Origin of the sequence: Streptomyces sp. BF23-19 (assembly GCF_041106355.1) — a bacterium.
In the GTDB taxonomy this organism is placed as follows: domain Bacteria; phylum Actinomycetota; class Actinomycetes; order Streptomycetales; family Streptomycetaceae; genus Streptomyces; species Streptomyces virginiae_A.
This window is the reverse complement of the sequence record NZ_JBGBPT010000117.1, coordinates 1-23070: the sequence shown is the minus strand read 5'-3', so window position 1 is coordinate 23070 and position 23070 is coordinate 1. Positions and strand designations below refer to the sequence as shown.

At 72.2% G+C, this 23070-nt stretch carries 22 protein-coding genes and 3 pseudogenes; 20 read left to right on the top strand and 5 right to left on the bottom strand.

Annotated elements, in window-relative coordinates:
* From AB8A24_RS39460 to AB8A24_RS39445, 4 genes and pseudogenes are all read left to right on the top strand, one after another.
* Nucleotides 1–227: pseudogene (locus AB8A24_RS39460) on the top strand (hypothetical protein); the annotation flags it as partial.
* Nucleotides 228–498: 271 nt separating this feature from the next.
* On the top strand, nucleotides 499–999 hold the full coding sequence (locus AB8A24_RS39455; RefSeq protein ID WP_369478887.1) for a hypothetical protein: 501 nt from the start codon (nucleotides 499–501) through the stop codon (nucleotides 997–999).
* The gene (locus AB8A24_RS39450) at nucleotides 989–2164 is read left to right on the top strand and encodes an MAB_1171c family putative transporter (RefSeq protein WP_369478886.1); all 1176 of its coding nucleotides are present in this window, start codon (nucleotides 989–991) and stop codon (nucleotides 2162–2164) included. The genes AB8A24_RS39455 and AB8A24_RS39450 overlap by 11 nt, the downstream gene beginning before the upstream one ends.
* A gap of 7 nt (nucleotides 2165–2171) precedes the next feature.
* Nucleotides 2172–2951 (top strand): SDR family NAD(P)-dependent oxidoreductase, encoded by a 780-nt coding sequence (locus AB8A24_RS39445; protein WP_369478885.1) that lies wholly within the window; start codon nucleotides 2172–2174, stop codon nucleotides 2949–2951.
* A gap of 82 nt (nucleotides 2952–3033) precedes the next feature.
* Here the strand turns inward: AB8A24_RS39445 and AB8A24_RS39440 are convergent, their stop codons facing one another.
* Entirely contained in the window at nucleotides 3034–4671 is a 1638-nt protein-coding gene (locus AB8A24_RS39440) for an ABC-F family ATP-binding cassette domain-containing protein (protein WP_266377153.1), read from the bottom strand.
* 101 nt (nucleotides 4672–4772) lie between these two features.
* Between AB8A24_RS39440 and AB8A24_RS39435 the strand changes: the two genes are divergently transcribed.
* A complete protein-coding gene (locus AB8A24_RS39435) occupies nucleotides 4773–5744 on the top strand; it encodes a GlxA family transcriptional regulator (protein ID WP_369478884.1) in 972 nt (323 codons plus the stop codon).
* 83 nt (nucleotides 5745–5827) lie between these two features.
* Nucleotides 5828–6457, top strand: a complete 630-nt coding sequence (locus tag AB8A24_RS39430) for a DJ-1/PfpI family protein (RefSeq protein ID WP_328960832.1) — start codon at nucleotides 5828–5830, stop codon at nucleotides 6455–6457.
* A gap of 10 nt (nucleotides 6458–6467) precedes the next feature.
* Here the strand turns inward: AB8A24_RS39430 and AB8A24_RS39425 are convergent, their stop codons facing one another.
* Nucleotides 6468–7238, bottom strand: a complete 771-nt coding sequence (locus AB8A24_RS39425) for an enoyl-CoA hydratase-related protein (RefSeq protein WP_328960831.1) — start codon at nucleotides 7236–7238, stop codon at nucleotides 6468–6470.
* Between the two features lie 75 nt (nucleotides 7239–7313).
* On the opposite strand from AB8A24_RS39425, the gene AB8A24_RS39420 reads away from it, so the two are divergent.
* Together AB8A24_RS39420 and AB8A24_RS39415 are read left to right on the top strand one after the other, a co-directional pair.
* Complete coding sequence (locus AB8A24_RS39420; RefSeq protein WP_328960830.1) at nucleotides 7314–8006, top strand: HdeD family acid-resistance protein; 693 nt, start codon at nucleotides 7314–7316, stop codon at nucleotides 8004–8006.
* Nucleotides 8007–8136: 130 nt separating this feature from the next.
* Complete coding sequence (locus tag AB8A24_RS39415) at nucleotides 8137–8631, top strand: ATP-binding protein (RefSeq protein WP_266384533.1); 495 nt, start codon at nucleotides 8137–8139, stop codon at nucleotides 8629–8631.
* Nucleotides 8632–8682: 51 nt separating this feature from the next.
* Here AB8A24_RS39415 and idi read toward each other — a convergent pair whose 3' ends face one another.
* From idi to AB8A24_RS39400, 3 genes and pseudogenes are all read right to left on the bottom strand, one after another.
* Nucleotides 8683–9282 carry an isopentenyl-diphosphate Delta-isomerase gene (idi, locus tag AB8A24_RS39410; RefSeq protein ID WP_030771441.1) on the bottom strand — a complete coding sequence of 200 codons (600 nt, stop codon included), beginning with the start codon at nucleotides 9280–9282 and terminating at the stop codon, nucleotides 8683–8685.
* Between the two features lie 198 nt (nucleotides 9283–9480).
* Nucleotides 9481–10209 (bottom strand): annotated as a pseudogene (locus tag AB8A24_RS39405) (class I SAM-dependent methyltransferase); the annotation flags it as partial.
* Between the two features lie 485 nt (nucleotides 10210–10694).
* A complete protein-coding gene (locus AB8A24_RS39400; RefSeq protein WP_328960829.1) occupies nucleotides 10695–10832 on the bottom strand; it encodes a hypothetical protein in 138 nt (45 codons plus the stop codon).
* Here AB8A24_RS39400 and AB8A24_RS39395 point away from each other — a divergent pair.
* From AB8A24_RS39395 to AB8A24_RS39340, 12 genes and pseudogenes are all read left to right on the top strand, one after another.
* Nucleotides 10809–12452: a DUF5941 domain-containing protein gene (locus AB8A24_RS39395; protein ID WP_328960828.1), complete on the top strand. Its 1644-nt coding sequence runs from the start codon at nucleotides 10809–10811 to the stop codon at nucleotides 12450–12452. The two genes, AB8A24_RS39400 and AB8A24_RS39395, sit on opposite strands and share 24 nt — an antisense overlap.
* A complete protein-coding gene (locus AB8A24_RS39390; protein WP_030385166.1) occupies nucleotides 12449–13201 on the top strand; it encodes a sugar phosphate nucleotidyltransferase in 753 nt (250 codons plus the stop codon). The genes AB8A24_RS39395 and AB8A24_RS39390 overlap by 4 nt, the downstream gene beginning before the upstream one ends.
* A complete protein-coding gene (locus tag AB8A24_RS39385; RefSeq protein WP_052872071.1) occupies nucleotides 13189–14250 on the top strand; it encodes an iron-containing alcohol dehydrogenase family protein in 1062 nt (353 codons plus the stop codon). The genes AB8A24_RS39390 and AB8A24_RS39385 overlap by 13 nt, the downstream gene beginning before the upstream one ends.
* Nucleotides 14228–15007: a CDP-alcohol phosphatidyltransferase family protein gene (locus AB8A24_RS39380; RefSeq protein ID WP_328960827.1), complete on the top strand. Its 780-nt coding sequence runs from the start codon at nucleotides 14228–14230 to the stop codon at nucleotides 15005–15007. Before AB8A24_RS39385 ends, AB8A24_RS39380 begins: the two co-directional genes overlap by 23 nt.
* Nucleotides 15004–15888, top strand: coding sequence for a glycosyltransferase (locus AB8A24_RS39375; RefSeq protein WP_328960826.1), 885 nt, complete (start codon nucleotides 15004–15006; stop codon nucleotides 15886–15888). Before AB8A24_RS39380 ends, AB8A24_RS39375 begins: the two co-directional genes overlap by 4 nt.
* 94 nt (nucleotides 15889–15982) lie before the next feature.
* Nucleotides 15983–16912 (top strand): ABC transporter permease, encoded by a 930-nt coding sequence (locus AB8A24_RS39370; protein ID WP_266377128.1) that lies wholly within the window; start codon nucleotides 15983–15985, stop codon nucleotides 16910–16912.
* Nucleotides 16905–17687, top strand: a complete 783-nt coding sequence (locus AB8A24_RS39365; protein ID WP_266377125.1) for an ABC transporter ATP-binding protein — start codon at nucleotides 16905–16907, stop codon at nucleotides 17685–17687. The genes AB8A24_RS39370 and AB8A24_RS39365 overlap by 8 nt, the downstream gene beginning before the upstream one ends.
* A gap of 409 nt (nucleotides 17688–18096) precedes the next feature.
* Nucleotides 18097–18981, top strand: a complete 885-nt coding sequence (gene hpnC / locus AB8A24_RS39360; protein ID WP_328960825.1) for a squalene synthase HpnC — start codon at nucleotides 18097–18099, stop codon at nucleotides 18979–18981.
* An 8-nt stretch (nucleotides 18982–18989) separates the two neighbouring features.
* On the top strand, nucleotides 18990–19940 hold the full coding sequence (gene hpnD / locus AB8A24_RS39355) for a presqualene diphosphate synthase HpnD (RefSeq protein WP_328960824.1): 951 nt from the start codon (nucleotides 18990–18992) through the stop codon (nucleotides 19938–19940).
* Between the two features lie 163 nt (nucleotides 19941–20103).
* Nucleotides 20104–21483, top strand: coding sequence for a hydroxysqualene dehydroxylase HpnE (hpnE, locus tag AB8A24_RS39350; protein WP_328960822.1), 1380 nt, complete (start codon nucleotides 20104–20106; stop codon nucleotides 21481–21483).
* Complete coding sequence (locus tag AB8A24_RS39345; protein ID WP_266377113.1) at nucleotides 21480–22655, top strand: polyprenyl synthetase family protein; 1176 nt, start codon at nucleotides 21480–21482, stop codon at nucleotides 22653–22655. The genes hpnE and AB8A24_RS39345 overlap by 4 nt, the downstream gene beginning before the upstream one ends.
* A 120-nt stretch (nucleotides 22656–22775) precedes the next feature.
* Nucleotides 22776–23070: pseudogene (locus tag AB8A24_RS39340) on the top strand (hypothetical protein); the annotation flags it as partial.

Below are 23070 nucleotides of genomic sequence, written 5' to 3'. Positions count from 1 at the left end.
GGGGCGGTGGCGGCGGTGGCGGTGGCCGGGCGCCGCAGCAGCGCGGCGGGTCCGGTGCCCGCGAGGGCGGCCGGAACCAGAGCCAGGGCGAACGCGGCCAAGGCGGCCAGGGTGGCCAGGGCCGTCGGCAGGGCGGCGGCAACGCCCCCGCCCCCGCCAACAGCGCGATGGCGGACGCCCTGCGCCGCGCGGGCCTCACCTCCCCCGAGGAGCGTCGCAAGAAGTAGCGTCCGTCAAGGGTGTCTTGCAGCCACCCGGCACGTGTGGGTCCGCGTACGGAGTGGCCGAATAGCTTCCCCACCTGGGGACTTGCCTTGCCAACTCCCGTACAAGATCTGTAGGCATGGTGGAACGCCCGTTCGTCACTCGGCGGACGGGCTTCCGTGTTTTCCCCTCAGGACCGTATTCCCCGAGGCCGCCTCGAAGGCACAGGACGTCATGCCCATGCCCACACACGCCTACCACCGTTGCCCCGGAAAGGGTCCGAAGAGGGATCACATGCCCCACCGGCAACTCAGCATTCGCAAAAGGTGCGAGCAGATTCTCGGCCATCTGGATCTGACCCACCCGTTCTCCCTCGACGACCTGTGCCGCCGGATAGCCGAGCGGCGCGGTCGCCCCATCCGGCTCCACCCGCTCCCCAAGGAGGCGGCCGAGTCCGGAGTCTGCGGATTGTGGGTGGGCACGGCCAGCGTCGACTACGTCTTCTACGAGGCGCAGACCACCCCGCTGCACCGGGAGCACATCGTCCTCCACGAGCTGGGCCACATCCTCTTCGGCCACCACTCCTTGGAAGGGGAGGAGGCCGACGGGCGCGCCCCCGTGGTGCTCGGGCGCACCAACTACACCACCCGGCAGGAGCAGGAGGCGGAGATGCTCGCCAGCATGATCCGCATCCGCACGGCGAACCTCGGCCCGCGGTCCGCGAACGGCGCGCGCGGCACCCTGGCCCGGCTGGAGTCGGCCATGGGGTACGAGCGGGGCACCGATGGCAACTGACCTGACCGACTTCGGCAACTGGCTCGCCGTCCCCAGCGTGGTGTGCCTGTGGGCCGCCGTCCTGCTCCGCGCCCCCGGAGCCCTGCGCTCCCCCCAGCAGCGCGGCCTGTGGCTGGCCGTCGCCACCGCCGCCACCGCGATGACCCTCAACCTCCCGGACGTGGTCTCGTACGCGATGAGCCGCGGCCCGGGCTACGCCCACACCATCGGCCTCGTCCGCAACCTCATCGGCGTGCTGTCGGCCGGCGCCGTGCTCTACTTCGTGGCCGCCACCACCCGCGGCCGCAGGCTCCAACGCACCGCCTGTGTCGCCACCGTGGCCTGGCTCGCCACCCTCGTCGCGCTGGACGCGGCCGCGCCCGACCACGGCACGCACACCATGCCCCCGGTCGGCGACCCGGTGCCCTCCCTCGCCTACTGGCTCGTGCTGATCTCCGCGCACGTGGTCGCCAACATCGTCTGCGTGGCCCTGTGCTCGCGCTACAGCTGCCGTACCGAGAGCCGGGGCCTGGCCGCCGGGCTGCGGCTGTTCGGCCTCGGTACCGCGCTCGCCGGACTGTTCTGGCTGGCCTACCTGCTCAAGGCCCTCTTCGGCAGCACCTGGGCGATGCCCGCCCTCCCGCTGCTCATGAACCTGCACGGCCTGCTGCGCGCCGCCGCGATCCTCGTGCCCACCCTGTTCACGCTCCGCCGCACCTGCGCCGACATCGCCACGACCTGGCGGCTGTGGCCGCTGTGGCGCGACCTGGTCGAAGCGGTGCCGCACGTGGCCCTCAACAAGCCGCGCGCCTGGCGGGTGATGGAGCTGCTGTGGCCGCCGGTCCCGCGCAACCTGCTCGTGTACCGCAAGGTCATCGAGACCCGCGACGCGATCCTGATCCTGGGCGAGTACGTGGCCCCGGGCGCCCTGGAAGAGGCTCGCGGCGAGGTCACCGGACACGGGGTCCCCGAGCAGCGGGCCACCGCCGCCGCGCTGGCCCGCGTACTCAAGGAGGCCCGGCAGGCCAAGCTCGACGGAGCGCCCGGGCAGCCGGGCGAGGCGGCCGCACTGGAACTGCCCGCCGCGATCCACACCTCGCAGGAGGGCGGGGACCTGGCGGACGAGGCCCGGTTCCTCGTCGACGTCGCCCAGGCGTACGCCGCGCCCGCCACCACAAGGAAGTGAAACAGTCGTGACCACCGTACTGATCACCGGCGCCAGTGCCGGACTGGGCGCGGCCTTCGCCCGGGGCTTCGCCGCCAAGGGCTGCGACCTGGTCCTCGTCGCCCGCGACAAGGACCGGCTCGACGCCGTCGCCGCCGAACTGGCCCGGGAGTACGGCACCGCGTCCGAGGTGCTGCCCGCCGACCTGCTGGACCCGGCGGACTGCGCGGTCGTCACCGAGCGGCTCGCCGCGTCGGCCCGGCCCGTGGACATCCTGGTCAACAACGCGGGCTTCGGGCTGCCCGCGCCCTTCCCGTACAGCCCGGTCGAGGACGAGGAGCGGATGCTCGACCTGCTGGTCAAGGTCCCGCTCCGGCTCACCCACGCCCTCCTGCCGGGCCTGCGCGCCCGCCGTCGGGGCGCGGTCCTCAACGTCTCCTCGGTGGCGGGACTCCTGCCGACCGGGACCTACGGGGCCGCCAAGGCCTGGATCACCGCCTTCAGCGAGTCGCTCCGGGTGGACATGGCACCGTACGGGGTCCGGGTGCTGGCCGTGGTCCCCGGCTTCACCCGCACCGAGTTCCAGCAGCGGGCCGGGATGGACGTCAGCGCGCTGCGCGACGCGGTCTGGCTGGAGCCGGAGGCCGTGGTCGCCCAGGCCCTGAAGGACCTCGCCCTGCGCCGCCCGGTCAGCGTCACCGGCCACCGCTACCGCGCCTACGCCCTCGCCGTCCGGCACCTCCCGCGCACGTTCGTGGCCGCCAGGATGGCCCGCAAGCGCCGGGCCCCGGCAGACCGGGCCACATGAGCGGGACCGCGAGGCGGGCCCGCGAGGCGGGCCCGCGAGGCGCGCGGACGCTGTGCCCGGCGGGATACCTCGGTGAGTCGCCCTAGAGCTCGGTGACCTTGCCGCCGGAGACCTCCAGGCGGCGGGTCACGTGCACCGCGTCCAGCATCCGGCGGTCGTGCGTGACCAGCAGGAGGGTGCCCTCGTAGGCGTCGAGCGCGGCCTCCAGCTGCTCGATCGCCGGGAGGTCGAGGTGGTTGGTCGGCTCGTCCAGGACCAGCAGGTTCACCCCGCGGCCCTGGAGCAGGGCCAGTGCCGCCCGGGTGCGCTCGCCCGGGGAGAGGGTGGCCGCCGGGCGCAGGACATGGGCCGCCTTGAGGCCGAACTTGGCCAGCAGGGTGCGGACCTCGGCCGGTTCGGTTTCGGGGACCGCCGCGCAGAAGGCTTCGAGCAGCGGTTCGTCGCCGAGGAACAGGCCGCGCGCCTGGTCCACCTCGCCGACCAGGACACCGGAGCCGAGGGTGGCGGACCCGGAGTCCGGGGCCAGCCTGCCCAGCAGGACCGCGAGGAGCGTGGACTTGCCGGCGCCGTTGGCCCCGGTGATCGCCACCCGGTCCGCCCAGTCGATCTGCAGGCTCGCCGGGCCGAAGGAGAAGTCCCCGCGCCGGACGGCCGCCTCGCGCAGGGTGGCCACCACGGACCCGGAGCGCGGGGCCGCCGCGATCTCCATGCGCAGCTCCCACTCCTTGCGGGGCTCGTCCACGACCTCCAGCCGCTCGATCGCCCGGGCGGTCTGGCGGGCCTTGGCGGCCTGCTTCTCGCTGGACTCGCCGCGCAGGTTCTTGCCGATCTTGTCGTTGTCGGAGGACTTGCGGCGGGCGTTGCGCACACCCTTGTCCATCCAGTTGCGCTGCATCTGGGCCCGGCCTTCGAGCGCCGACTTCTTGCCCGCGTACTCCTCGAACTCCTCGCGGGCGTGGTCGCGGGCGCGCTCGCGCTCCTCCAAGTAGGAGTCGTAGCCACCGCCGTAGAGGTTGATCTGCTGCTGGGCGAGGTCGAGTTCGAGGACCTTGGTGACCGTCCGGGTGAGGAACTCGCGGTCGTGGCTGATCACGACCGTGCCGGCCCGCAGCCCCTTGACGAACCGCTCCAGCCGCTCCAGACCGTCCAGGTCGAGGTCGTTGGTGGGCTCGTCGAGCAGGAAGACGTCGTAGCGCGACAGGAGGAGCGAGGCGAGACCCGCGCGGGCCGCCTGGCCGCCGGAGAGCGCCGTCATGGGAAGGTCGAGACCGACGGCGAGGCCGAGCTCGTCAGCGACCTCCTGGGCCCGCTCGTCGAGGTCGGCGCCGCCGAGGTTCAGCCACATGTCCAGCGCGGTCGCGTACGCGTCGTCCGCGCCCGGCGTTCCGTCCACCAGGCCCTGCGTCGCCGCGTCCAGCTCGGCCTGGGCGGCCGCCACGCCCGTACGGCGGGCCAGGAACTCCCGGACCGACTCCTCGGGCCGGCGCTCCGGCTCCTGCGGGAGGTGGCCGACGGCGGCACCGGGCGGGGAGAGCCGCAGCTCCCCGGTCTCGGGGGTGTCCAGCCCGGCGAGCAGCCGCAGCAGGGTGGACTTCCCGGCGCCGTTCACGCCGACGAGGCCGATGACGTCGCCGGGGGCGACGACGAGGTCGAGATCGGCGAAGAGGGTGCGCTCACCGTGCGCGGCGGTGAGCTTCTTGGCGACGAGGGTTGCAGTCATGATGTGCCGATCCTATCCGCGCCCGGACGACGCCCGGCATGGCCGGATAGGTGGGAAGCACGTCATTGCGGCCATCGCGGGGGGCGGAACACCATGAAGCCATGTCGTCATCGCCGCGCAACGTCCTCGTCCTCCTCTACGACGGGGTCCAGAGCCTGGACGTGACGGGGCCGGTGGAGGTGTTCGCCGCGCTCGCCCGCTTCCCGGGGCGGGCCGGGTACGCGATCCGGACCGTCTCTCCGGCCGGGAAGCCCGTCCGCACCGGCAGCGGACTCACGCTGGTGCCGGACGGGGAACTGGAGAGCGCCCGGCCGGGACCCGGCACCACGGTGCTGGTCCCCGGGGGACGGTTCACGGCGGACTTCGAGCCCCGGCTCACCGACTGGCTCCGGACCCACGGGGACGGCGCGCGGCGGCTGGTATCCGTGTGCACGGGAGGACTGCTGCTCGCCGAGGCGGGGCTCCTGGACGGGCGGCGGGCGACGACGCACTGGAACGCCTGCGAGCGGATGGCGCGCGACTATCCGGCCGTCGCCGTCGACCCGGACCCGATCTACGTACGGGACGGACCGGTGGCCACCTCGGCCGGGGTCACGGCGGGGATCGACCTCGCCCTGGCACTGGTGGAGGAGGACCACGGGCGTGACGTCGCCCTGACGATCGCCCGGCACCTGGTGGTGTTCCTGCGCAGGCCCGGCAACCAGGCGCAGTTCAGCGCGCAACTGGCCGCCCAGACGGCCCGCCGGGACCCGCTGCGGGACGTGCAGCAGTGGATCACCGAGCACCCGGGGGAGCAGCTGGGCGTCGAGCACCTCGCCGCCCGTGCCCGACTGTCGCCGCGGCACTTCGCGCGGGCCTTCCAGGCGGAGACCGGGGTCACGCCCGGCCGGTACGTCGAACGGGTCCGGGTGGACCACGCCCGGCGGCTGCTGGAGGAGAGCGGGGAAGGGATCGCACAGATCGCCCGGGCCTGCGGTTACGGGAACCCGGAGGCGTTGCGCCGCGCCTTCGTACGGAACCTCGGCCAGCCACCGGCCGAGTACCGCCGCCGCTTCGGCACGTCGGGCCCCTGAGCGTCGCCCCCCGGCGCACCGAGAAGAAGAAAGAACCGCCCATGCGGGCGGAGCCGTGTTCCGACCGACGCTCCGGAGGAGCCATGCAGATCGCCGTACTGCTCTATGACCACTTCACCGCCCTCGACGCCATCGGGCCCTTCGACACCCTCGGCCGGTTGACCGACGCCGAGGTCGTCTTCGTCTCGGAGCGGCCGGGGCCCGTGCGGACCGACAACGGCTCGCTCGCGCTCGTCGCCGACAAGGGGCTCGACGAGGTCACCCGCCCCGACATCGTGATCGTGCCCGGCGGACCGCATCCCGACCGGGAGATGGCCAACCCCGTGGTCATGGACTGGCTGCGCGCCGTCGACGCCACCACCACCTGGACCACCTCGGTGTGCACCGGATCGCTGCTGCTGGCCGCCGCCGGGTTGCTCGACGGCCGGCGGGCCACCAGCCACTGGCTGTACCTGGACCAGCTGCCGAAGCACGGGGCCGAGCCCACCGGCGAGCGGGTGGTGTTCGACGGGAAGTACGTCACGGCCGCCGGGGTGTCCGCCGGGATCGACATGGGGCTCACCCTGCTCGGCCGGATCGCCGGTGACGACTTCGCCCGGGCCGTGCAGCTGATGACCGAGTACGACCCCCAGCCGCCCTACGACGCCGGCTCGCCCGACAAGGCCCCGGCCGCCCTCGTCGCGATGTTGCGGGGCAGCGGCACGCCCGGCTGAGGGCCGACCGTCACGGTGTCCAGGTGAAGCGCGGGGCCCGGCGCTCCAGGAACGCGGCGACCCCCTCGGCGGTGTCCTCGCTCCCGGCGGCCTGGTCCTCCCAGTACGCGTCCCGGTCGGTCCGGCCGTCCGCGAACTCCTTGGCCGCCGCCTGCGTCAGCTGCGAGCGCGAGGCCAGGATCCGGGCGAACTCGGCGACCCGCTTGTCCAGTTGCCCGGCCGGCAGCAGTTCGTTCAGGAACCCCGCGCGCAGCGCCGTCTCCGCGCCGACCAGCTCCGCGGAGTAGAGGAGGTACTTGGCCCAGGCCGGGCCGACCAGGGACGCGAGCCTGCGGGTGGAGGAAGCGGGGTAGACGATGCCCAGCTTGGCCGGGGTCACCCCGAAGGAGGCCCCCTCCTCGGCGAAGCGCAGGTCGCAGGCGGCCGCCAGCTGGCTGCCACCGCCCACGCAGAAGCCGCGGATCGCCGCCAGGGTGGGCTTGGGGAAGGCGGCCAGGGCCTCCTCGGCGGCCACCGCCAGGGCCCGCGGGTCCTCGGCCCCGGCAGCGCCGGCGTCCCCGGTCAGCGAGGAGATGTCGGCGCCCGCGCAGAAGGTCGGTCCGGCCCCGGTCAGCACGAGCACCCGTACGGCCGGATCGTCCGCCAGGCCCGTCACCAGTTCCGGGAGCGCCCGCCACATGGCGGCGGTCATGGCGTTGCGCTTGGCGGGGTGCGAGATGACGACCGTGGCCACCCCGTCGGCGACCGTGTGCAGGAGGTGTGCGTCCAGGGCTGCGTCCATGCGCCGGATGCTATCCCGGGCGGTCATACCTATGATCAAGGGAGTCCGTCGGGGGTGCGAGGAGGTGGCACGTCCATGGACGCAGACCGCGCGGAGGGTACGAGGGCGAAGGCCGGTGGTCCGGAACCGCAGCGGGACAAGAAGAAGCTCAACCGCAGTTTCGCGCTGATGACGGCCCTCGGGGTGATCCTGGTGCTGGCCGGTCTGGTCGGCCTGGTCTACACGGGGGTGGCCACCCTCACCTCGATGTTCCTCTTCGGCTGGCTGCTGCTCATCGGCGGTGTGGTGGGCCTGCTGCAGGCCGTGCAGGCACGCAGGAGCAACTACTTCTGGCTCGCCGTCGTCGTCGCCGCGATCAACCTGGCCGCGGGCTTCGTGATCCTGCGCCGCCCCGAGGCGAGCGCCGAGGCCCTGACCATGTTCGCCGCGCTGCTCTTCCTCACGGCAGGGGTGTTCCGGCTGGTCGGGGCGCTGGTGGTGCGCGGCGCCAACTGCGGGCTCGCGGTCGTCCAGGGCGCCTTCGGGATCCTGCTGGGCTTCCTGATCCTCTCCAGCTGGCCCGGCGACAGTCTGTACGTGATCGGAACGTTCTTCTCCCTCGCCCTGCTGTTCGACGGGCTGAGCCTGGTGGCCATGGGCATGGGATCCCGGCGCATCCTGGGGTTGGTCAGGGAGGACGAGGCTCCGGCGGGGGCGGCCGCGGCGGACGGGGCGGGCGAGGCGGCCGCGAAGCGACCGGCAGAAGATCAGGAACAGTCGAACAACTGACTCTGTCATACGCCGGCGGTCAGAAAGTGTCCGATAGGCGCTGACTTCTGGTCAGCAGTCGGGTCCGGACCAGCCCGTTCCCCACTCTTGTCGCGTGGAGACGATCGAGCGCGAAGACGGGGGACGGAAGATGGATGTCAGCGGGAGCGTCCCGCCAGCCAAGGCGGGTGAGGTGGAGGCTCCGGCCGACCCCCTCGCCTACGAGGGAGTGTGGAGGTTCACCGCGCCCGCCGTTGAAGAATCCGTTCCGCAGGCCCGCCGTGCGGTCCGGGACCTGCTCGGGCGCCAGGGGGTGCCGGCCCATCAGGACCTCGTGTACTCCCTGCTCCTGATCGTCTCCGAGCTGGTGACGAACTCGGTCCGGCACGCCGCCCTGCTCTCGCCGGAGGTCGCGGTCGAGGTCGCGATCGGCCGTGAGTGGGTGCGGGTGGCCGTGGAGGACAACCACCCCTACCGTCCCAAGGCGCTGGAGGCCGACTTCGGCCAGACCGGCGGCCGCGGTCTGCTCCTGGTCCGGGAGATCACCCTGGAGGCCGGCGGGGTCTGCGACGTCGAGCACACCTCGACCGGCGGCAAGGTGATCTGGGCGGCCCTGCCGCTCACCGCCCCGCCGACCGCCGGCTGAGCGGCGGCCGACGCGGCGGGCGGACAGCGGGAGAGCGGGACGGCGTACGGGCTACCAGCCCGCCGCGTCGCCGGTCAGCTCGCGGATCGCGGGCCGCGCCGCGTCCAGCACGGTCATGAACCAGGCCGAGAACGGCACCTCGGCGTGCCGCTTCGCCAGTTCCTCGGCGGTGACGAAGGCGGTGTCCTCGACCTCCTCCGGATCCGGCCGCACGACGGTCTGCGCGAGTCCCACGAACAGGTGATTGAACTCCTGCTCCACCAGACCCGAAGCGGGGTCCGGGTGGTTGTAGCGCACCGTCCCCGCCTGCGCGAGCAGCGAGGGCGACAGCCCCAGCTCCTCATGGGTCCGACGGGCCGCGGCCGCGAACGGCGACTCCCCGGGATACGGGTGACCGCAACAGGTGTTCGACCAGACGCCGGGGGAGTGGTACTTCCCGAGGGCCCGCTGCTGGAGCAGCAGACGGCCCTGCTCGTCGAAGAGGAACACGGAGAACGCCCGGTGCAACTGGCCGGGCGCCTGATGGGCGGAGAGCTTCTCCGCCGTGCCGATGGTGTTGCCGGCCTCGTCGACCAGTTCGAGCATGATCGGTTCTTGAGTACCGGTGCCGTTGGACGCGCTGTTCGCGGCGGTGGCTGGTGTGGTCGGCATACCCATCCTTCGCTTCGGACTTCGGCCTTCAGTCTGCCGTACAAAAGAGGCTTGTCCCCACTTCGGAGATCCACGCATGTCCGCCCCCCGTCGCGTGCTAGGCGACGAGGGGCGGATCACCTCACGTGTCACTCATATGACGTTGTGTGCGCGTCAGGCTCCGAACGGGGCCGGACAGCTGATCGTTCCCACCGGCACCGGGCGCAGGACGTAGCCCGTGTACCCGTACTCGTGCCCGTGGCGGGCCCGTACGTCGAGCTCCTCGCGCGTCGCGGCCAGGGCCCGCGCCATCGCCGGGCCACCGGTGCCGGACAGGGTACGGACCCGCTCGGCGAGCGGGCCGTAGTACTCGGCCCAGTCGGAGTCGGGCAACTCGTGCACGCCGAGCACCTGGTACCCGGCCGCCCGGGCGGCCGCGAGATTGCCGGCGGTGGTGCGCAGCGCGTAGTGCGGGTCCCAGAAGGCGCGGGCGCCCGCGGACGGCTGCGCGACCGACCACCGGCACTCGGTCAGGACGAGGGTGCCGCCCGGGGCGAGCAGTCGCTTCCACCGCGCGAGCGCGGCGTCGAAGCCCAGGATGTAGGCGGAACCCTCCGCCCAGACGAGGTCGAAGGAACCGTCCTCGAAGCCCTCGTCCGGTAGGGCGCCCATGTCCGCCTCCACGGTGCGGACCCGGTCGGCGAGACCGCGGGCCGCGGCGGCCGCACGGAGCTCGTCGAGGAAGGGGGCGTGCAGATCGACGGCGATCACCTCGGCGCCGTCCGCCCCGGCCGTGCCCGCCTCGGCGGCGAGCAGCAGTGCGCTGCGGCCCGGGCCGCAACCCAGGTCGAGGACGCGCGGCCGCTCGGTCAGCGGTCCGCACAGGGACAGCAGGTGGCGGGTGGTCGCGTCGGAGCCCGGAGCCTGCCGGGGCAGGCCGTGGTGCAGGGCGAAGAAGGCGTGCGTGAAGTCGTCGGCGCCGTCGAGGTCGAAGGTGTCACCGAAGGAATTGCTGTCGGTCAACGTGAACCCTTGGAACGGGGGCTCCGGCCGACGAGGCCCGGCTGTGTGATCAGGCCCGGCCGGATGCCCGGAAGGAAGGGGAGATGTACCGGAGTTCGCTGCGCATGGCCGCGACCACTACGACGGTCATCGACCCACCTCTTTCCACTCGACACGTTCAGGGGCGTGTCCACCGTAACATCCGGGCCGTTTGTGGTACCGCGCCGTGATCGTCAATGATGATCGGAACCCGGCCTTGGGCCCGAATATTCGGCTTATCAGGGCGTAAACGGGTGGTGAACCCCTACTTCCATTCATCCGATAGCCTCTGCCGACGTGCCGCCGCCCCATAAGGGCGCGCGTTCGGAATCCGTTACAAGGAGTGAGTTCGTCTGCCGACCGTCATCCTCACCGGCCTGCCGGTCCCCGGATCACCGCTCGCGGACGAGCTGCGCTCCCTCGGCTTCGACGTCCGCCCGGCCGCCGGTCCGAAGGACGCCGCCGCCGCGCTGGCGGGCGTACCCGCCGACCAGCGGGTGGCCGTCGTGGACAGCGCCTTCGTCGGGCACGTGCACGCGCTGCGCCTCGCGCTGACCGACCCGCGCTTCGACGCCTGCGCCGTCACCGGTGCCCTCGCCGTCCAGGCCGCGGCCCGCGGCGCCCTCGACAAGGCCGCCACCGAGGCCGCCGGGACGAGCGCGGAGGAGGCGGGCCCGTACGCGGACCGGCTCGCGGCCGCCGTCGAGGCCGCCGGGACCACCGTCCAGCGCCCCGAACTGGGCACGCTCGTCGCCACCGTCCCCACCGCTCGCGCGGAGCGGGACGCGGCGACCGCCGCCGTCGCCGCCGTCGACGACGAGGCCGTACGCCTGCGGACCGCCGTGAAGTCCCGCGACGGCTTCTTCACCACCTTCTTCATCAGCCCGTACTCGCGCTACATCGCCCGCTGGTGCGCGCGCCGCGGCCTGACCCCGAACCAGGTCACCACCGCCTCGCTGATCACCGCGCTGATCGCGGCCGGCTGCGCGGCCACCGGCGAACGCTGGGGCTATGTGGCGGCCGGTGTGCTGCTCCTCGTCTCCTTCGTACTGGACTGCACCGACGGGCAGCTCGCCCGCTACTCGCTCCAGTACTCGACGATGGGCGCCTGGCTCGACGCCACCTTCGACCGCGCGAAGGAGTACGCCTTCTACGCGGGCCTCGCGCTCGGCGCGGCCAGGAACGGCGACGACGTCTGGGCCCTGGCCGTCGGCTCCATGATCCTCATGACCTGCCGGCACGTCGTGGACTTCTCCTTCAACGAGGCCAACCACGACGCCACCGCCAACACCTCTCCCACGGCCGCCCTGTCCGGCCGGCTCGACAGCGTCGGCTGGACCGTGTGGATCCGCCGGATGATCATCCTTCCGATCGGTGAGCGCTGGGCGATGATCGCGGTCCTGACCGCCTTCACCACCCCCCGGATCGTCTTCTACGCCCTGCTCGTCGGCTGCGCCTTCGGGGCGCTCTACACCACCGCCGGCCGCGTCCTGCGCTCCCTGACGCGCAAGGCCACCCGCACCGACCGGGCGGCCCGGGCGCTCGCCGACCTCGCCGACTCGGGCCCGCTCGCCGAGCTCCAGGCCCGCCTGCTGCGCGGCCGCGCCGGATCCTTCGGCTCCGTGTACGTGGCGGCCCTCGGCACGCTGGTGATGATCGCGGGCGCCGTGTTCCTGCCGTTCGGCGACCCGCGGCTGATCGCCGTCGCGGTGATCTATGTCATGACGGCCGGCCTCGCCGTCGCCGCGCCCCTCAAGGGAGCCCTGGACTGGCTGATCCCGCCGCTGTTCCGGGCCGCCGAGTACGTCACCGTCCTCGCGCTCGCCGTCAAGGCGGACGTCCCCGGGGCCCTTCCGGCGGCATTCGGCCTGATCGCGGCGGTCGCCTACCATCACTACGACACGGTGTACCGCATTCGCGGTGGCACCGGCGCGCCCCCGCACTGGCTGGTGCGGACGATCGGCGGCCACGAAGGCCGGGTCCTGCTGATCACGGCCCTGGCGGCCGTCCTCGTAACGCGCGAAGCGGACTTCCCCGTCGCGCTCACGGTCACGGCCGTGTTCGTGGCACTCGTGGTGCTCGTGGAGAGCATCCGATTCTGGGTCTCCTCCGGAGCACCCGCCGTACATGACGAAGGAGAACCAGCATGATCGGCCTTGTACTCGCTGCCGGTGCCGGACGCCGTCTGCGTCCCTACACCGACACCCTGCCCAAGGCGCTCGTGCCGGTCGGCCCCGAGGGTGACGAGGAGAGCCTGACGGTCCTCGACCTGACGCTGGGCAACTTCGCCGAGGTCGGCCTGACCGAGGTCGCCATCGTCGTCGGCTACCGCAAGGAAGCCGTGTACGCCCGCCGCGAGGCCCTGGAGGCCAAGTACGGCGTCAAGATCACGCTGATCGACAACGACAAGGCCGAGGAGTGGAACAACGCCTACTCCCTGTGGTGCGCGCGTGAGGTCCTCAAGCAGGGTGTGATCCTCGCCAACGGCGACACCGTCCACCCGGTCTCGGTCGAGCGCACCCTGCTCGCCGCCCGCGGCAACGGCCAGAAGATCATCCTCGCCCTCGACACGGTCAAGAACCTGGCCGACGAGGAGATGAAGGTCGTCACCGCCGACGGCAAGGGCGTCCAGAAGATCACCAAGCTGATGGACCCCGCCGACGCCACCGGCGAGTACATCGGTGTCACCCTCATCGAGCCCGAGGCCGCCGAGCAGCTGGCCGAGGCCCTGAAGACCACCTTCGAGCGCGACCCCGACCTCTACTACGAGGACGGCTACCAGCAGCTCGTCAACGACGGCTTCACCATCGACGTGGCCCCCATCGGCGACGTGAAGTGGGTCGAGATCGACAACCACGACGACCTCGCCAAGGGCCGGACGATCGCATGCCAGTACTGACGAGGCTCATCCCCTCGCCCGTCGTCGTCGACATCAGTCGCGGGGCGATGGACGACCTGGCCGGCCTCCTGGCCGACCAGCGGATCTCCGCCTCCGGCAAGCTGGCCATCGCGATCAGCGGAGGCTCCGGCGTGGCGCTGCGCGCCAAGCTGGAGCCCGTGCTGCCGCACGCCGACTGGTACGCGGTCGTCGACGGCACCATCGACTCCGCGGTCAAGCTGGCCGACGACATAAAGGGCCGCCGCTACGACGCCGTCGTGGGCCTGGGCGGCGGCAAGATCATCGACGTGGCCAAGTACGCCGCGGCGCGGGTCGGGCTGCCCATGGTGGCCGTCGCCACCAACCTCTCGCACGACGGCATCTGCTCGCCGGTGTCCATCCTGGACAACGACAACGGGCGCGGTTCCTACGGTGTGCCGACGCCGATCGCCATGGTGATCGACCTCGATGTGATCAAGGAAGCCCCGGTCCGGTTCATCCGCGCCGGCATCGGTGACGCGATCTCCAACATCTCGGCGATCGCCGACTGGGAGCTCTCGCACAAGATCACCGGCGAGCCCGTCGACGGCCTGGCCGCCGCCATGGCCCGTACCGCCGGCGAGTCCGTGCTGCGCCACCCCGGTGGCTGCGGCGACGACGAGTTCCTCACCGTGCTCTCCGAGGCGCTGGTGCTCTCCGGCATCGCCATGTCGATCAGCGGTGACTCCCGCCCGTCGTCCGGCGCCTGCCACGAGATCAGCCACGCCTTCGACCTGCTCCACCCGGGCCGCTCCGCGCTCCACGGCGAGCAGGTCGGCATCGGCGCCGCCTTCGCCATGCACCTGCGCGGCTCCGCCGAACAGTCGGGCCTCTTCGTCGAGGTACTGCGCCGGCACGGCCTGCCGGTCGGGCCCGAGGAGATCGGCTTCAGCGTCGACGAGTTCGTCGCGGCCGTCGAGTACGCCCCCCAGACCCGCCCGGGACGCTTCACGATCCTGGAGCACCTCAACCTGTCCGCCGCCGAGATCAGGGACGCTTACGCCGACTATGTCAAGACCATCCGTAGCTGAACTGCGGCCCGTCGTCCACCCCGCGGGCGTGAAGGACCGGGTCAGCGGCGAGCACTGGGGCGGGCGCCTCTACATGCGCGAGATCTCCCTGCGCATCACCCGCCGCCTGGTCACCACCAAGGTCACGCCCAACCAGCTGACCTACCTGATGACCCTCGCCGGCGTCCTCGCCCTCCCGGCCCTGCTGGTGCCGGGCATCCTGGGCGCCGTCCTCGGCGTGGTCGCGGTCCAGATGTACCTGCTGCTCGACTGCGTCGACGGCGAGGTCGCCCGCTGGAAGAAGCAGTTCTCGCTCTCCGGGGTCTACCTGGACCGGGTCGGCGCCTACCTGTGCGACGCGGCGGTCCTCGTCGGCTTCGGCCTGCGCGCCGCCGACCTGTGGGGCCCCGGAGGCGCCGACTGGCTGTGGGCCTTCCTGGGCACCCTGGCCGCACTCGGCGCCATCCTGATCAAGGCCGAGACCGACCTGGTCGGCGTCGCCCGCCACCAGGCCGGCAAGCCCGTGGTCAAGGACGCGGCCGCCGAGCCGCGCGCGAAGGGCATGGCCTTCGCCCGCCGCGCCGCCGCCGCGCTCAAGTTCCACCGCCTGATCCTGGGCATCGAGGCCTCGCTGCTCATCCTGGTGCTGGCCGTCGTCGACCAGGTGCAGGGCGACCTGTACTGGTCCCGCGTCGGCGTCGCCGTACTGGCCGGCATCGCGATGCTCCAGACCGTGCTGCACCTGGTGTCCATCCTCGCCTCCAGCAGGCTCAAGTGAGTGCCCCGCTGCGGCTGGGCGCCGTGATCATCACCATGGGCAACCGGCCCGACGAGCTCAAGGCGCTCCTCGACTCCGTGGCCCGCCAGGACGGGGCCCCGATCGACGTGGTCGTCGTGGGCCAGGGCGTGCAGGTCACCGGCCTGCCCGAGGGCGTCCGCGGCATCGACCTCCCCGAGAACCTGGGCATCCCGGGCGGGCGCAACGTCGGCATCGAGGCCTTCGGCCCCGGTGGCAGCGACGTGGACGTGCTGCTCTTCCTGGACGACGACGGTCTGCTGGAGCGCACCGACACCGCCGAGCTGTGCCGGCAGGCCTTCGCCGAGGACCCCGAGCTCGGGATCATCAGCTTCCGGATCGCCGATCCGGAGACCGGTGTGACCCAGCGCCGGCACGTGCCGCGACTGCGCGCCTCCGACCCGATGCGCTCCTCCCGCGTGACCACCTTCCTGGGTGGCGCCAACGCCGTCCGCACGACGGTGTTCGAGCAGGTCGGAGCGCTGCCGGGGGAGTTCTTCTACGCGCACGAGGAGACCGATCTGGCCTGGCGGGCGCTCGACGCAGGGTGGTTGATCGACTACCGCTCGGACATGGTGCTGCTGCACCCGACCACCGCCCCCTCCCGGCACGCGGTCTATCACCGTATGGTGGCTCGTAACCGGGTGTGGCTCGCCCGCCGCAACCTGCCCGCCCCGCTGGTTCCGGTCTACCTGGGCGTCTGGCTCCTGCTGACGCTCGTACGCAGACCGTCGGTACCCGCGCTCAAGGCCTGGTTCGGCGGTTTCCGCGAGGGATGGACCAGTCCCTGTGGACCCCGCCGCCCGATGAGATGGCGAACGGTCTGGCGGTTGACCCGGCTGGGTCGACCTCCTGTCATCTGACCAGCCCGCGTCTGGGAACATGACGCGATCACGGGCCTCGAGCCACCAGCCTGATGCCCACCTGGCCGCATCTTGAAGACGAAAGTTTCAACTTGTGAGTGACACAACCCACGACGGCGCCCTCGCCACGAGCAGGCCGCTGTCCGACGACGCGGGGCTGAGCCCCGCGGAGCTCGCCAGGAAGTACGGCCTCTCGGTCAGCGGCGCCAGGCCGGGCCTCGGCGAGTACGTGCGGCAGCTCTGGGGCCGGCGCCACTTCATCATGGCCTTCTCCAGGGCCAAGCTGGTCTCGCAGTACAGCCAGGCGAAGCTCGGCCAGGTCTGGCAGGTGGCGACCCCGCTGCTGAACGCGGCCGTCTACTGGCTGATCTTCGGCCTGATCCTCGGGGCGGGCCGGGAGATGCCCAAGGGCGTCTACGTCCCGTTCCTGATGATGGGCATCTTCGTCTTCACCTTCACCCAGAGCTCGGTGATGGCGGGCGTCCGGGCGATCTCCGGGAACCTCGGCCTGGTGCGGGCGCTGCACTTCCCGCGCGCCGCCCTGCCGGTGTCCTTCTCGCTCCAGCAGCTCCAGCAGCTGCTGTACTCGATGATCGTCGTCTTCGTGATCGCCGTCTGCTTCGGCAACTACCCGCAGCTCTCCTGGCTGCTGGTGATCCCGACCCTGGCGCTCCAGTTCGTCTTCAACACCGGCCTCGCCATGATCTTCGCGCGGGCGGGTTCCAAGACCCCCGACCTGGCGCAGCTGATGCCGTTCGTGATGCGTACCTGGATGTACGCCTCCGGCGTCATGTTCCCCATCGGGATCTACCTGGAGGACCAGCCGCAGTGGATCAGCGACCTGCTGCTGTGGAACCCGGTCGCGATCTACATGGACCTCATCCGGTTCGCGCTGATCGACGACTACGGCAGCAGCAACCTGCCTCCGCACGTGTGGGCCTTCGCGGTGGGCTGGGCCGTGGTGATCGGCATCGGTGGCTTCGTGTACTTCTGGAAGTCTGAGGAGCGTTACGGCCGTGGCTGACAACACCCAGGGGCGCGTCCCCACCGTGATCGCGGACGGCGTCCACATCGTCTACCGGGTCAACACCGGCAGTGCGGGCAAGGGCGCGGCCACCGCCGCGCTCAGCAAGATAGTCCGCCGGAAGAAGGGCGACGCCCCGGGCGTCCGGCGGGTCCACGCCGTGCGCGGCGTCTCCTTCACCGCCTACCGCGGCGAGGCGATCGGCCTCATCGGCTCCAACGGCTCCGGCAAGTCCACCCTGCTGCGCGCCATCGCGGGCCTGCTGCCCTGCGAGGAGGGCAAGGTCTACACCGACGGCCAGCCCTCGCTGCTGGGTGTCAACGCGGCCCTGATGAACGACCTGACCGGCGAGCGGAACGTCGTTCTCGGCGGTCTCGCGATGGGCATGAGCCGCGAGCAGATCAAGCAGCGTTACCAGAGCATCGTCGACTTCTCGGGCATCAACGAGAAGGGCGACTTCATCTCCCTGCCGATGCGTACGTATTCCTCGGGTATGGCGGCGCGCCTGCGCTTCTCCATCGCGGCGGCCAAGGACCACGACGTTCTGATGATCGACGAGGCCCTGGCCACCGGTGACCGCAGCTTCCAGGTGCGTTCCGAGGACCGGATCCGCGAACTCCGGCAGAAGGCCGGCACGGTCTTCCTGGTGAGCCACAACAACAAGTCCATCCGCGACACCTGTGACCGGGTGCTGTGGCTGGAGAAGGGTGAGCTCCTGATGGACGGGCCCACCGAGGAAGTCGTCTCGGCGTACGAGAAGGCCACCAACGGCTGACCTCCGGGTCGCGCGGCGCCGCCTTCCGGCGCTTTTCCGCTTCACCCGAAGGCCCCCGCCGCTCAGCGCGGCGGGGGCCTCAATCGTGTTCTTGCATTTCGCGGCGACATTCGGTGGCGGAGCGAATACCCCGGAGGGCTCCGCGACGTTCTACAGCGTAAGCTGAGGCGGTCCTCAATCGCGGCAAGAGGGGACGATTCCCCGCAGGTGAAGGGCCTTGGGGCAGCCCGGGGAATCCCCCGGCGGCGTGTCCGAAATAGGATGTAATGGGTCGGCAGTGTAGAACGGGAGATGTGACGGCAATGGCTACGGGAATTCTCCGGCCCCCAGGCACGACGGCCGTCCCCGCCCCGGGCGGCGGGCGGTGACCCCGGGGCACGGCATCCGACCCCTGGCCGATCCGGTCCACGTGAGCGCCACCCTCGACAAGGCGGCGGCGGAGAACTTCCCCGTCGCCCCCGTCTTCCTGCCCCGCGCCTGGCGCGACGGGCTGACGGCCGTCTACGGGTACGCCCGCCTCGTCGACGACATCGGCGACGGCGACCTCGCCCCCGGCGGACACGACGCCGTACTCCTCGGTCTCGACCCCGCCGCGGTCGACGACCGACCCGCCATGCTCGACGCCCTCGAGGCCGACCTGCATCGCGTGTTCGGCGGCACGGACGGCCCGCCGCGGCACCCGCTGCTGCAGGCCCTGCGGCCCGTCGTCCGCGCCCACGACCTGACCCCCGAGCCGTTCCTCGGGCTGATCGAGGCCAACCGCCAGGACCAACGGATCGCGCGCTACGAGACGTACGCCGACCTGGTCGGCTACTGCGAGCTGTCCGCGAACCCGGTCGGCCGCCTCGTGCTCTCCCTCACCGGCACCAGCACCCCCGAGCGCATCCGCCGCTCCGACGCCGTCTGCACCGCCCTGCAGATCGTCGAACACATCCAGGACGTCGCCGAGGACCTCGGCCGCGACCGGATCTACCTGCCCGCCGAGGACATGCGCCGCTTCCACGTGACCGAGGCCGAGCTCGAGGCCCCGTCCGCCGGCGCGTCCGTACGCTCCCTGATCGCGTTCGAGACCGAACGCGCACGCGAGTTGCTGAATGAAGGCCCCCCGCTCGTGGGTAGCGTGCACGGCAGACTCCGGCTGCTGCTGGCGGGGTTCGTGGGAGGGGGGCGGGCGGCTCTGCGAGCCGTCACCGCCGCCGGGTTCGACGTGCTCCCCGGCCCGCCCAAGCCCACCAGGAGCGGCCTGCTCCGCGAGGTGGCCACCGTCCTGCGCACAGCGCCGAGAAAGGGGTGAGCCCGACCGTGGAGGGCCTCACACACGCGTCCGCACCGGTCCAGGCCGCCTACAGCTACTGCGAGGCCGTCACCGGTGCACAGGCACGCAACTTCGCCTACGGCATCCGCCTGCTGCCGATCGACAAGCGGCAGGCGATGTCCGCGCTGTACGCCTTCTCGCGGCGGGTCGACGACATCGGCGACGGCACGCTGGCACCCGAGGCCAAGTTCGCCCGACTCGAGGAGACCCGCGCCCTGCTCGGGCGGATCCGTGCCGAGGAGATCGACGAGGACGACACCGACCCGGTCGCCGTCGCCCTCACGCACGCCGCGCGCCGCTTCCCCATCCCGCTCGGCGGCCTCGACGAACTCATCGACGGGGTCCTGATGGACGTCCGCGGCGAGACCTACGAGACCTGGGACGACCTCAAGACCTACTGCCGCTGCGTGGCCGGGGCCATCGGGCGGCTCTCGCTCGGCGTGTTCGGCACGGTGAACGGCTCGGGCCTCGCGGCGGCCGACGCCGAGCGCGCCGGTGAGTACGCCGACACCCTCGGCCTCGCCCTGCAACTCACCAACATCCTCCGGGACGTTCGCGAGGACGCCGGCAACGGGCGCACCTACCTGCCCGCCGAGGACCTCGCCAAGTTCGGCTGCTCGGACGGCTTCCGCAGCGAGCGGATGCCCGCCGGCGCCGACTTCGCCGGGCTCGTCCACCACGAAGTCCGGCGCGCCCGTGCCCTGTTCGCCGAGGGCTACCGGCTGCTGCCGATGCTCGACCGGCGCAGCGGCGCCTGCGTGGCCGCCATGGCCGGTATCTACCGGCGGCTGCTGGACCGCATCGAACGGGAGCCGGAGGCGGTGCTGCGGGGCCGCGTGTCGCTGCCGCCGCACGAGAAGGCGTACGTCGCCGTGCGCGGCCTGTCCGGCTTCGACGCGCGGACCGTCTCCCGCCAGAACACCCGGAGGCGAGCCTGATGACCACGACGGCTCTCGCCGGGCCCGGCCGGACCCGGGCCCTGGCAACCAGCGGGCGGGCGGCCGCGTCTCTCCCCAGGGACTTCGCCCCGGGCACGGCCGCGGCGCCCGCTCAGGACCGTCCGTCCGGCCCGGAGGGCCACCGCACCACGGGGGAGGGCGCATGACCGGCTTCGAAGAGCACGCCGTCGTCGTGGGCGGCGGACTCGCCGGTGTCACCACCGCCCTCGAACTCGCCGACGCCGGGCTCCGCGTGACCCTGCTGGAGGGCCGTCCCCGGCTCGGCGGGCTGGCCTTCTCCTTCAAGCGCGGCGACCTCGAGGTCGACAACGGCCAACACGTCTACCTGCGGTGCTGCACCGCCTACCGGTGGTTCCTCGACCGCGTCGACGGCGCCGCCCTCGCGCCCCTGCAGGACCGGCTCGACGTCCCCGTCCTGGACGTCGCCCGCCCCGGCGGTCCGCGCCTGGGACGGCTGCGCCGCAGCGCCCTGCCCGTGCCCCTGCACCTGGCCGGATCGCTCGCCCGCTACCGGCACCTCTCCTTCGCCGAGCGCCTGAGCGTCGGCCGCGCCGCCCTCGCGCTGCGCCGCCTGGACCCCGCCGACCCGGCGCTGGACGGCCTGGACTTCGCGACCTGGCTCGGCCGCTACGGGCAGTCCGCCCGCACGATCGAGGCGCTGTGGGACCTGGTGGGCGTCGCCACCCTGAACGCCACCGCCGAGCAGTCCTCGCTGGGCCTGGCCGCCATGGTGTTCAAGACCGGCCTGCTCTCCGAGAACGGCGCCGCCGACATCGGCTGGGCCCGGGTACCCCTGGGCGAACTGCACGACACCCTCGCCCGCAAGGCCCTCGACGCGGCCGGCGTACGCACCGAGCTGCGCGCCCGGGTCACGGACATCTCGCGCATGCCCGAGGGGGCGTGGCGGATCGACACCGAGGAGGAGTGCCTGGAGGCGGGCACCGTCGTCCTCGCCGTCCCGCAGCGCGAGGCGCACGGACTGCTGCCCGCCGGCGCCCTCCCCGACCCCGACAAGCTCCTGGACATCGGCACCGCGCCCATCCTCAACGTCCACGTGGTCTACGACCGCAAGGTGCTCAAGCAGCCCTTCTTCGCCGCCCTCGGCTCCCCGGTCCAGTGGGTCTTCGACCGCACCGAATCCTCCGGACTCCCGGACGGCGGCCAGTACCTGGCGCTGTCCCAGTCCGTCGCCCAGGACGACATCGACGAGCCCGTCTCGGTCCTGCGCGCCAAGTACCTGCCCGAGCTGGAGCGGCTGCTGCCCGCCGCGCGCGGCGCCAAGGTACGGGACTTCTTCGTCACCCGGGAGCGGACGGCCACCTTCGCCCCCACCCCCGGCGTCGGCCGGCTGCGCCCCGGGGCGCGCACCGACACGCCGGGGCTCTACCTCGCCGGTGCGTGGACTGCCACGGGCTGGCCCGCGACCATGGAGAGCGCCGTCCGGAGCGGACTGAGCGCGGCCCACGCCGCACTCGCCGCGCTCGGCCGCCACCGCGAACACCCTCTGCAGGAGGCGGCATGACGAGCACCATCAGCAGCACCGGCACCACGAGCACCACGAGCACAGCACGTACAGGAACAAGAGGAGAGCCAGTGAACCCGGGGAACCCGGCTGTCGAGAGCACGGATGCCAGTGTGGGCACAGCCGGAGGGGGCGTGGAGAAGGCGGACACGATCGCGCTCCTGGAACGCGGCCGTACCCTCTCGACCCCCGCGCTCCGCGCCGCCGTCGACCGGCTCGCGGCGCCCATGGACACCGTCGCCGCCTACCACTTCGGCTGGATCGACGCCCAGGGCAACGTGGCGGACGGCGACGGCGGCAAGGCCGTGCGTCCCGCGCTCGCACTGCTCTCCGCCGAGGCCGCGGGCGCCGCGGCCGAGGTCGGTATCCCGGGCGCCGTCGCGGTCGAGCTCGTGCACAACTTCTCGCTGCTGCACGACGACCTGATGGACGGCGACGAGCAGCGCCGCCACCGCGACACGGTGTGGAAGGTGCACGGACCGGCCCTCGCGATCCTGGTCGGCGACGCCCTGTTCGCCCTCGCCAACGAGGTCCTGCTGGAGCTCGGCACCGTGGAGGCCGGCCGCGCGACCCGCCGGCTGACCACCGCCAGCCGCAAGCTCATCGACGGCCAGGCGCAGGACATCTCCTACGAGCACCGCGAGCGCGTCAGCGTCGAGGAGTGCCTGGAGATGGAGGGCAACAAGACCGGCGCCCTGCTCGCCTGCGCGGTCTCCATCGGCGCCGTGCTCGGCGGCGCGGACGACCGTACCGCCGACAAGTTGGAGGAGTACGGCTACCACCTGGGCCTCGCCTTCCAGGCCGTCGACGACCTGCTCGGCATCTGGGGCGACCCGGAGGCGACCGGCAAGCAGACCTGGAGCGACCTGCGCCAGCGCAAGAAGTCCCTGCCGGTGGTCGCCGCCCTCGCGGCCGGCGGGGAGGCCTCCGAGCAGCTCGCCGAACTGCTCGCCGCCGACGCCAAGAGCAGCGACTTCGAGAACTTCTCGGAGGAGGAGTTCGCGGCCCGCGCGGCCCTCATCGAGGCGGCGGGCGGTCGCCGGTGGACCGCCGACGAGGCGCGCCGCCAGCACGCGATCGCGATCCGGGCCCTGGACGACGTCGACATGCCGCAGCGCGTGCGCGACCAGCTCGTGGCCCTCGCGGACTTCGTCGTCGTGCGCAAGAGGTGATCGCCACCCGACAGCGGATATGAATCGCGAGTCGCCGGCCGGCCCCGCCACCTGAACGTGGCGCGCACCGCCCGACGGCAGACCCCAGCACAGCAGAGGACACTGTTCTAAGGGGAAGCCATGACAGCGACGACCGACGGCAGCGCCGAGGGCGCCGGCGCCGGCAGCGAATCCACTCCGGGCGCCCAGGGCCTCCCGGCAGGCCCCGGCGTGGGGCGCGCCCGTGGCCCGGCCGCGGAACCGGGGCCGCCCGCCCCGTCCCGTGCGGGCCGGGCAGGCCCTCGGTCCGAGTACGGACCGCCGGGCACGCCCGGCGCGCAGGGCGCCCGCTGCGCCCCACCGGCGGTCGAACCGGGGCAGTTGGCCCCGCCCGCCGGCCGGCAGGGCGTGGCCACGATGCCGCCCGCGGCGAAGC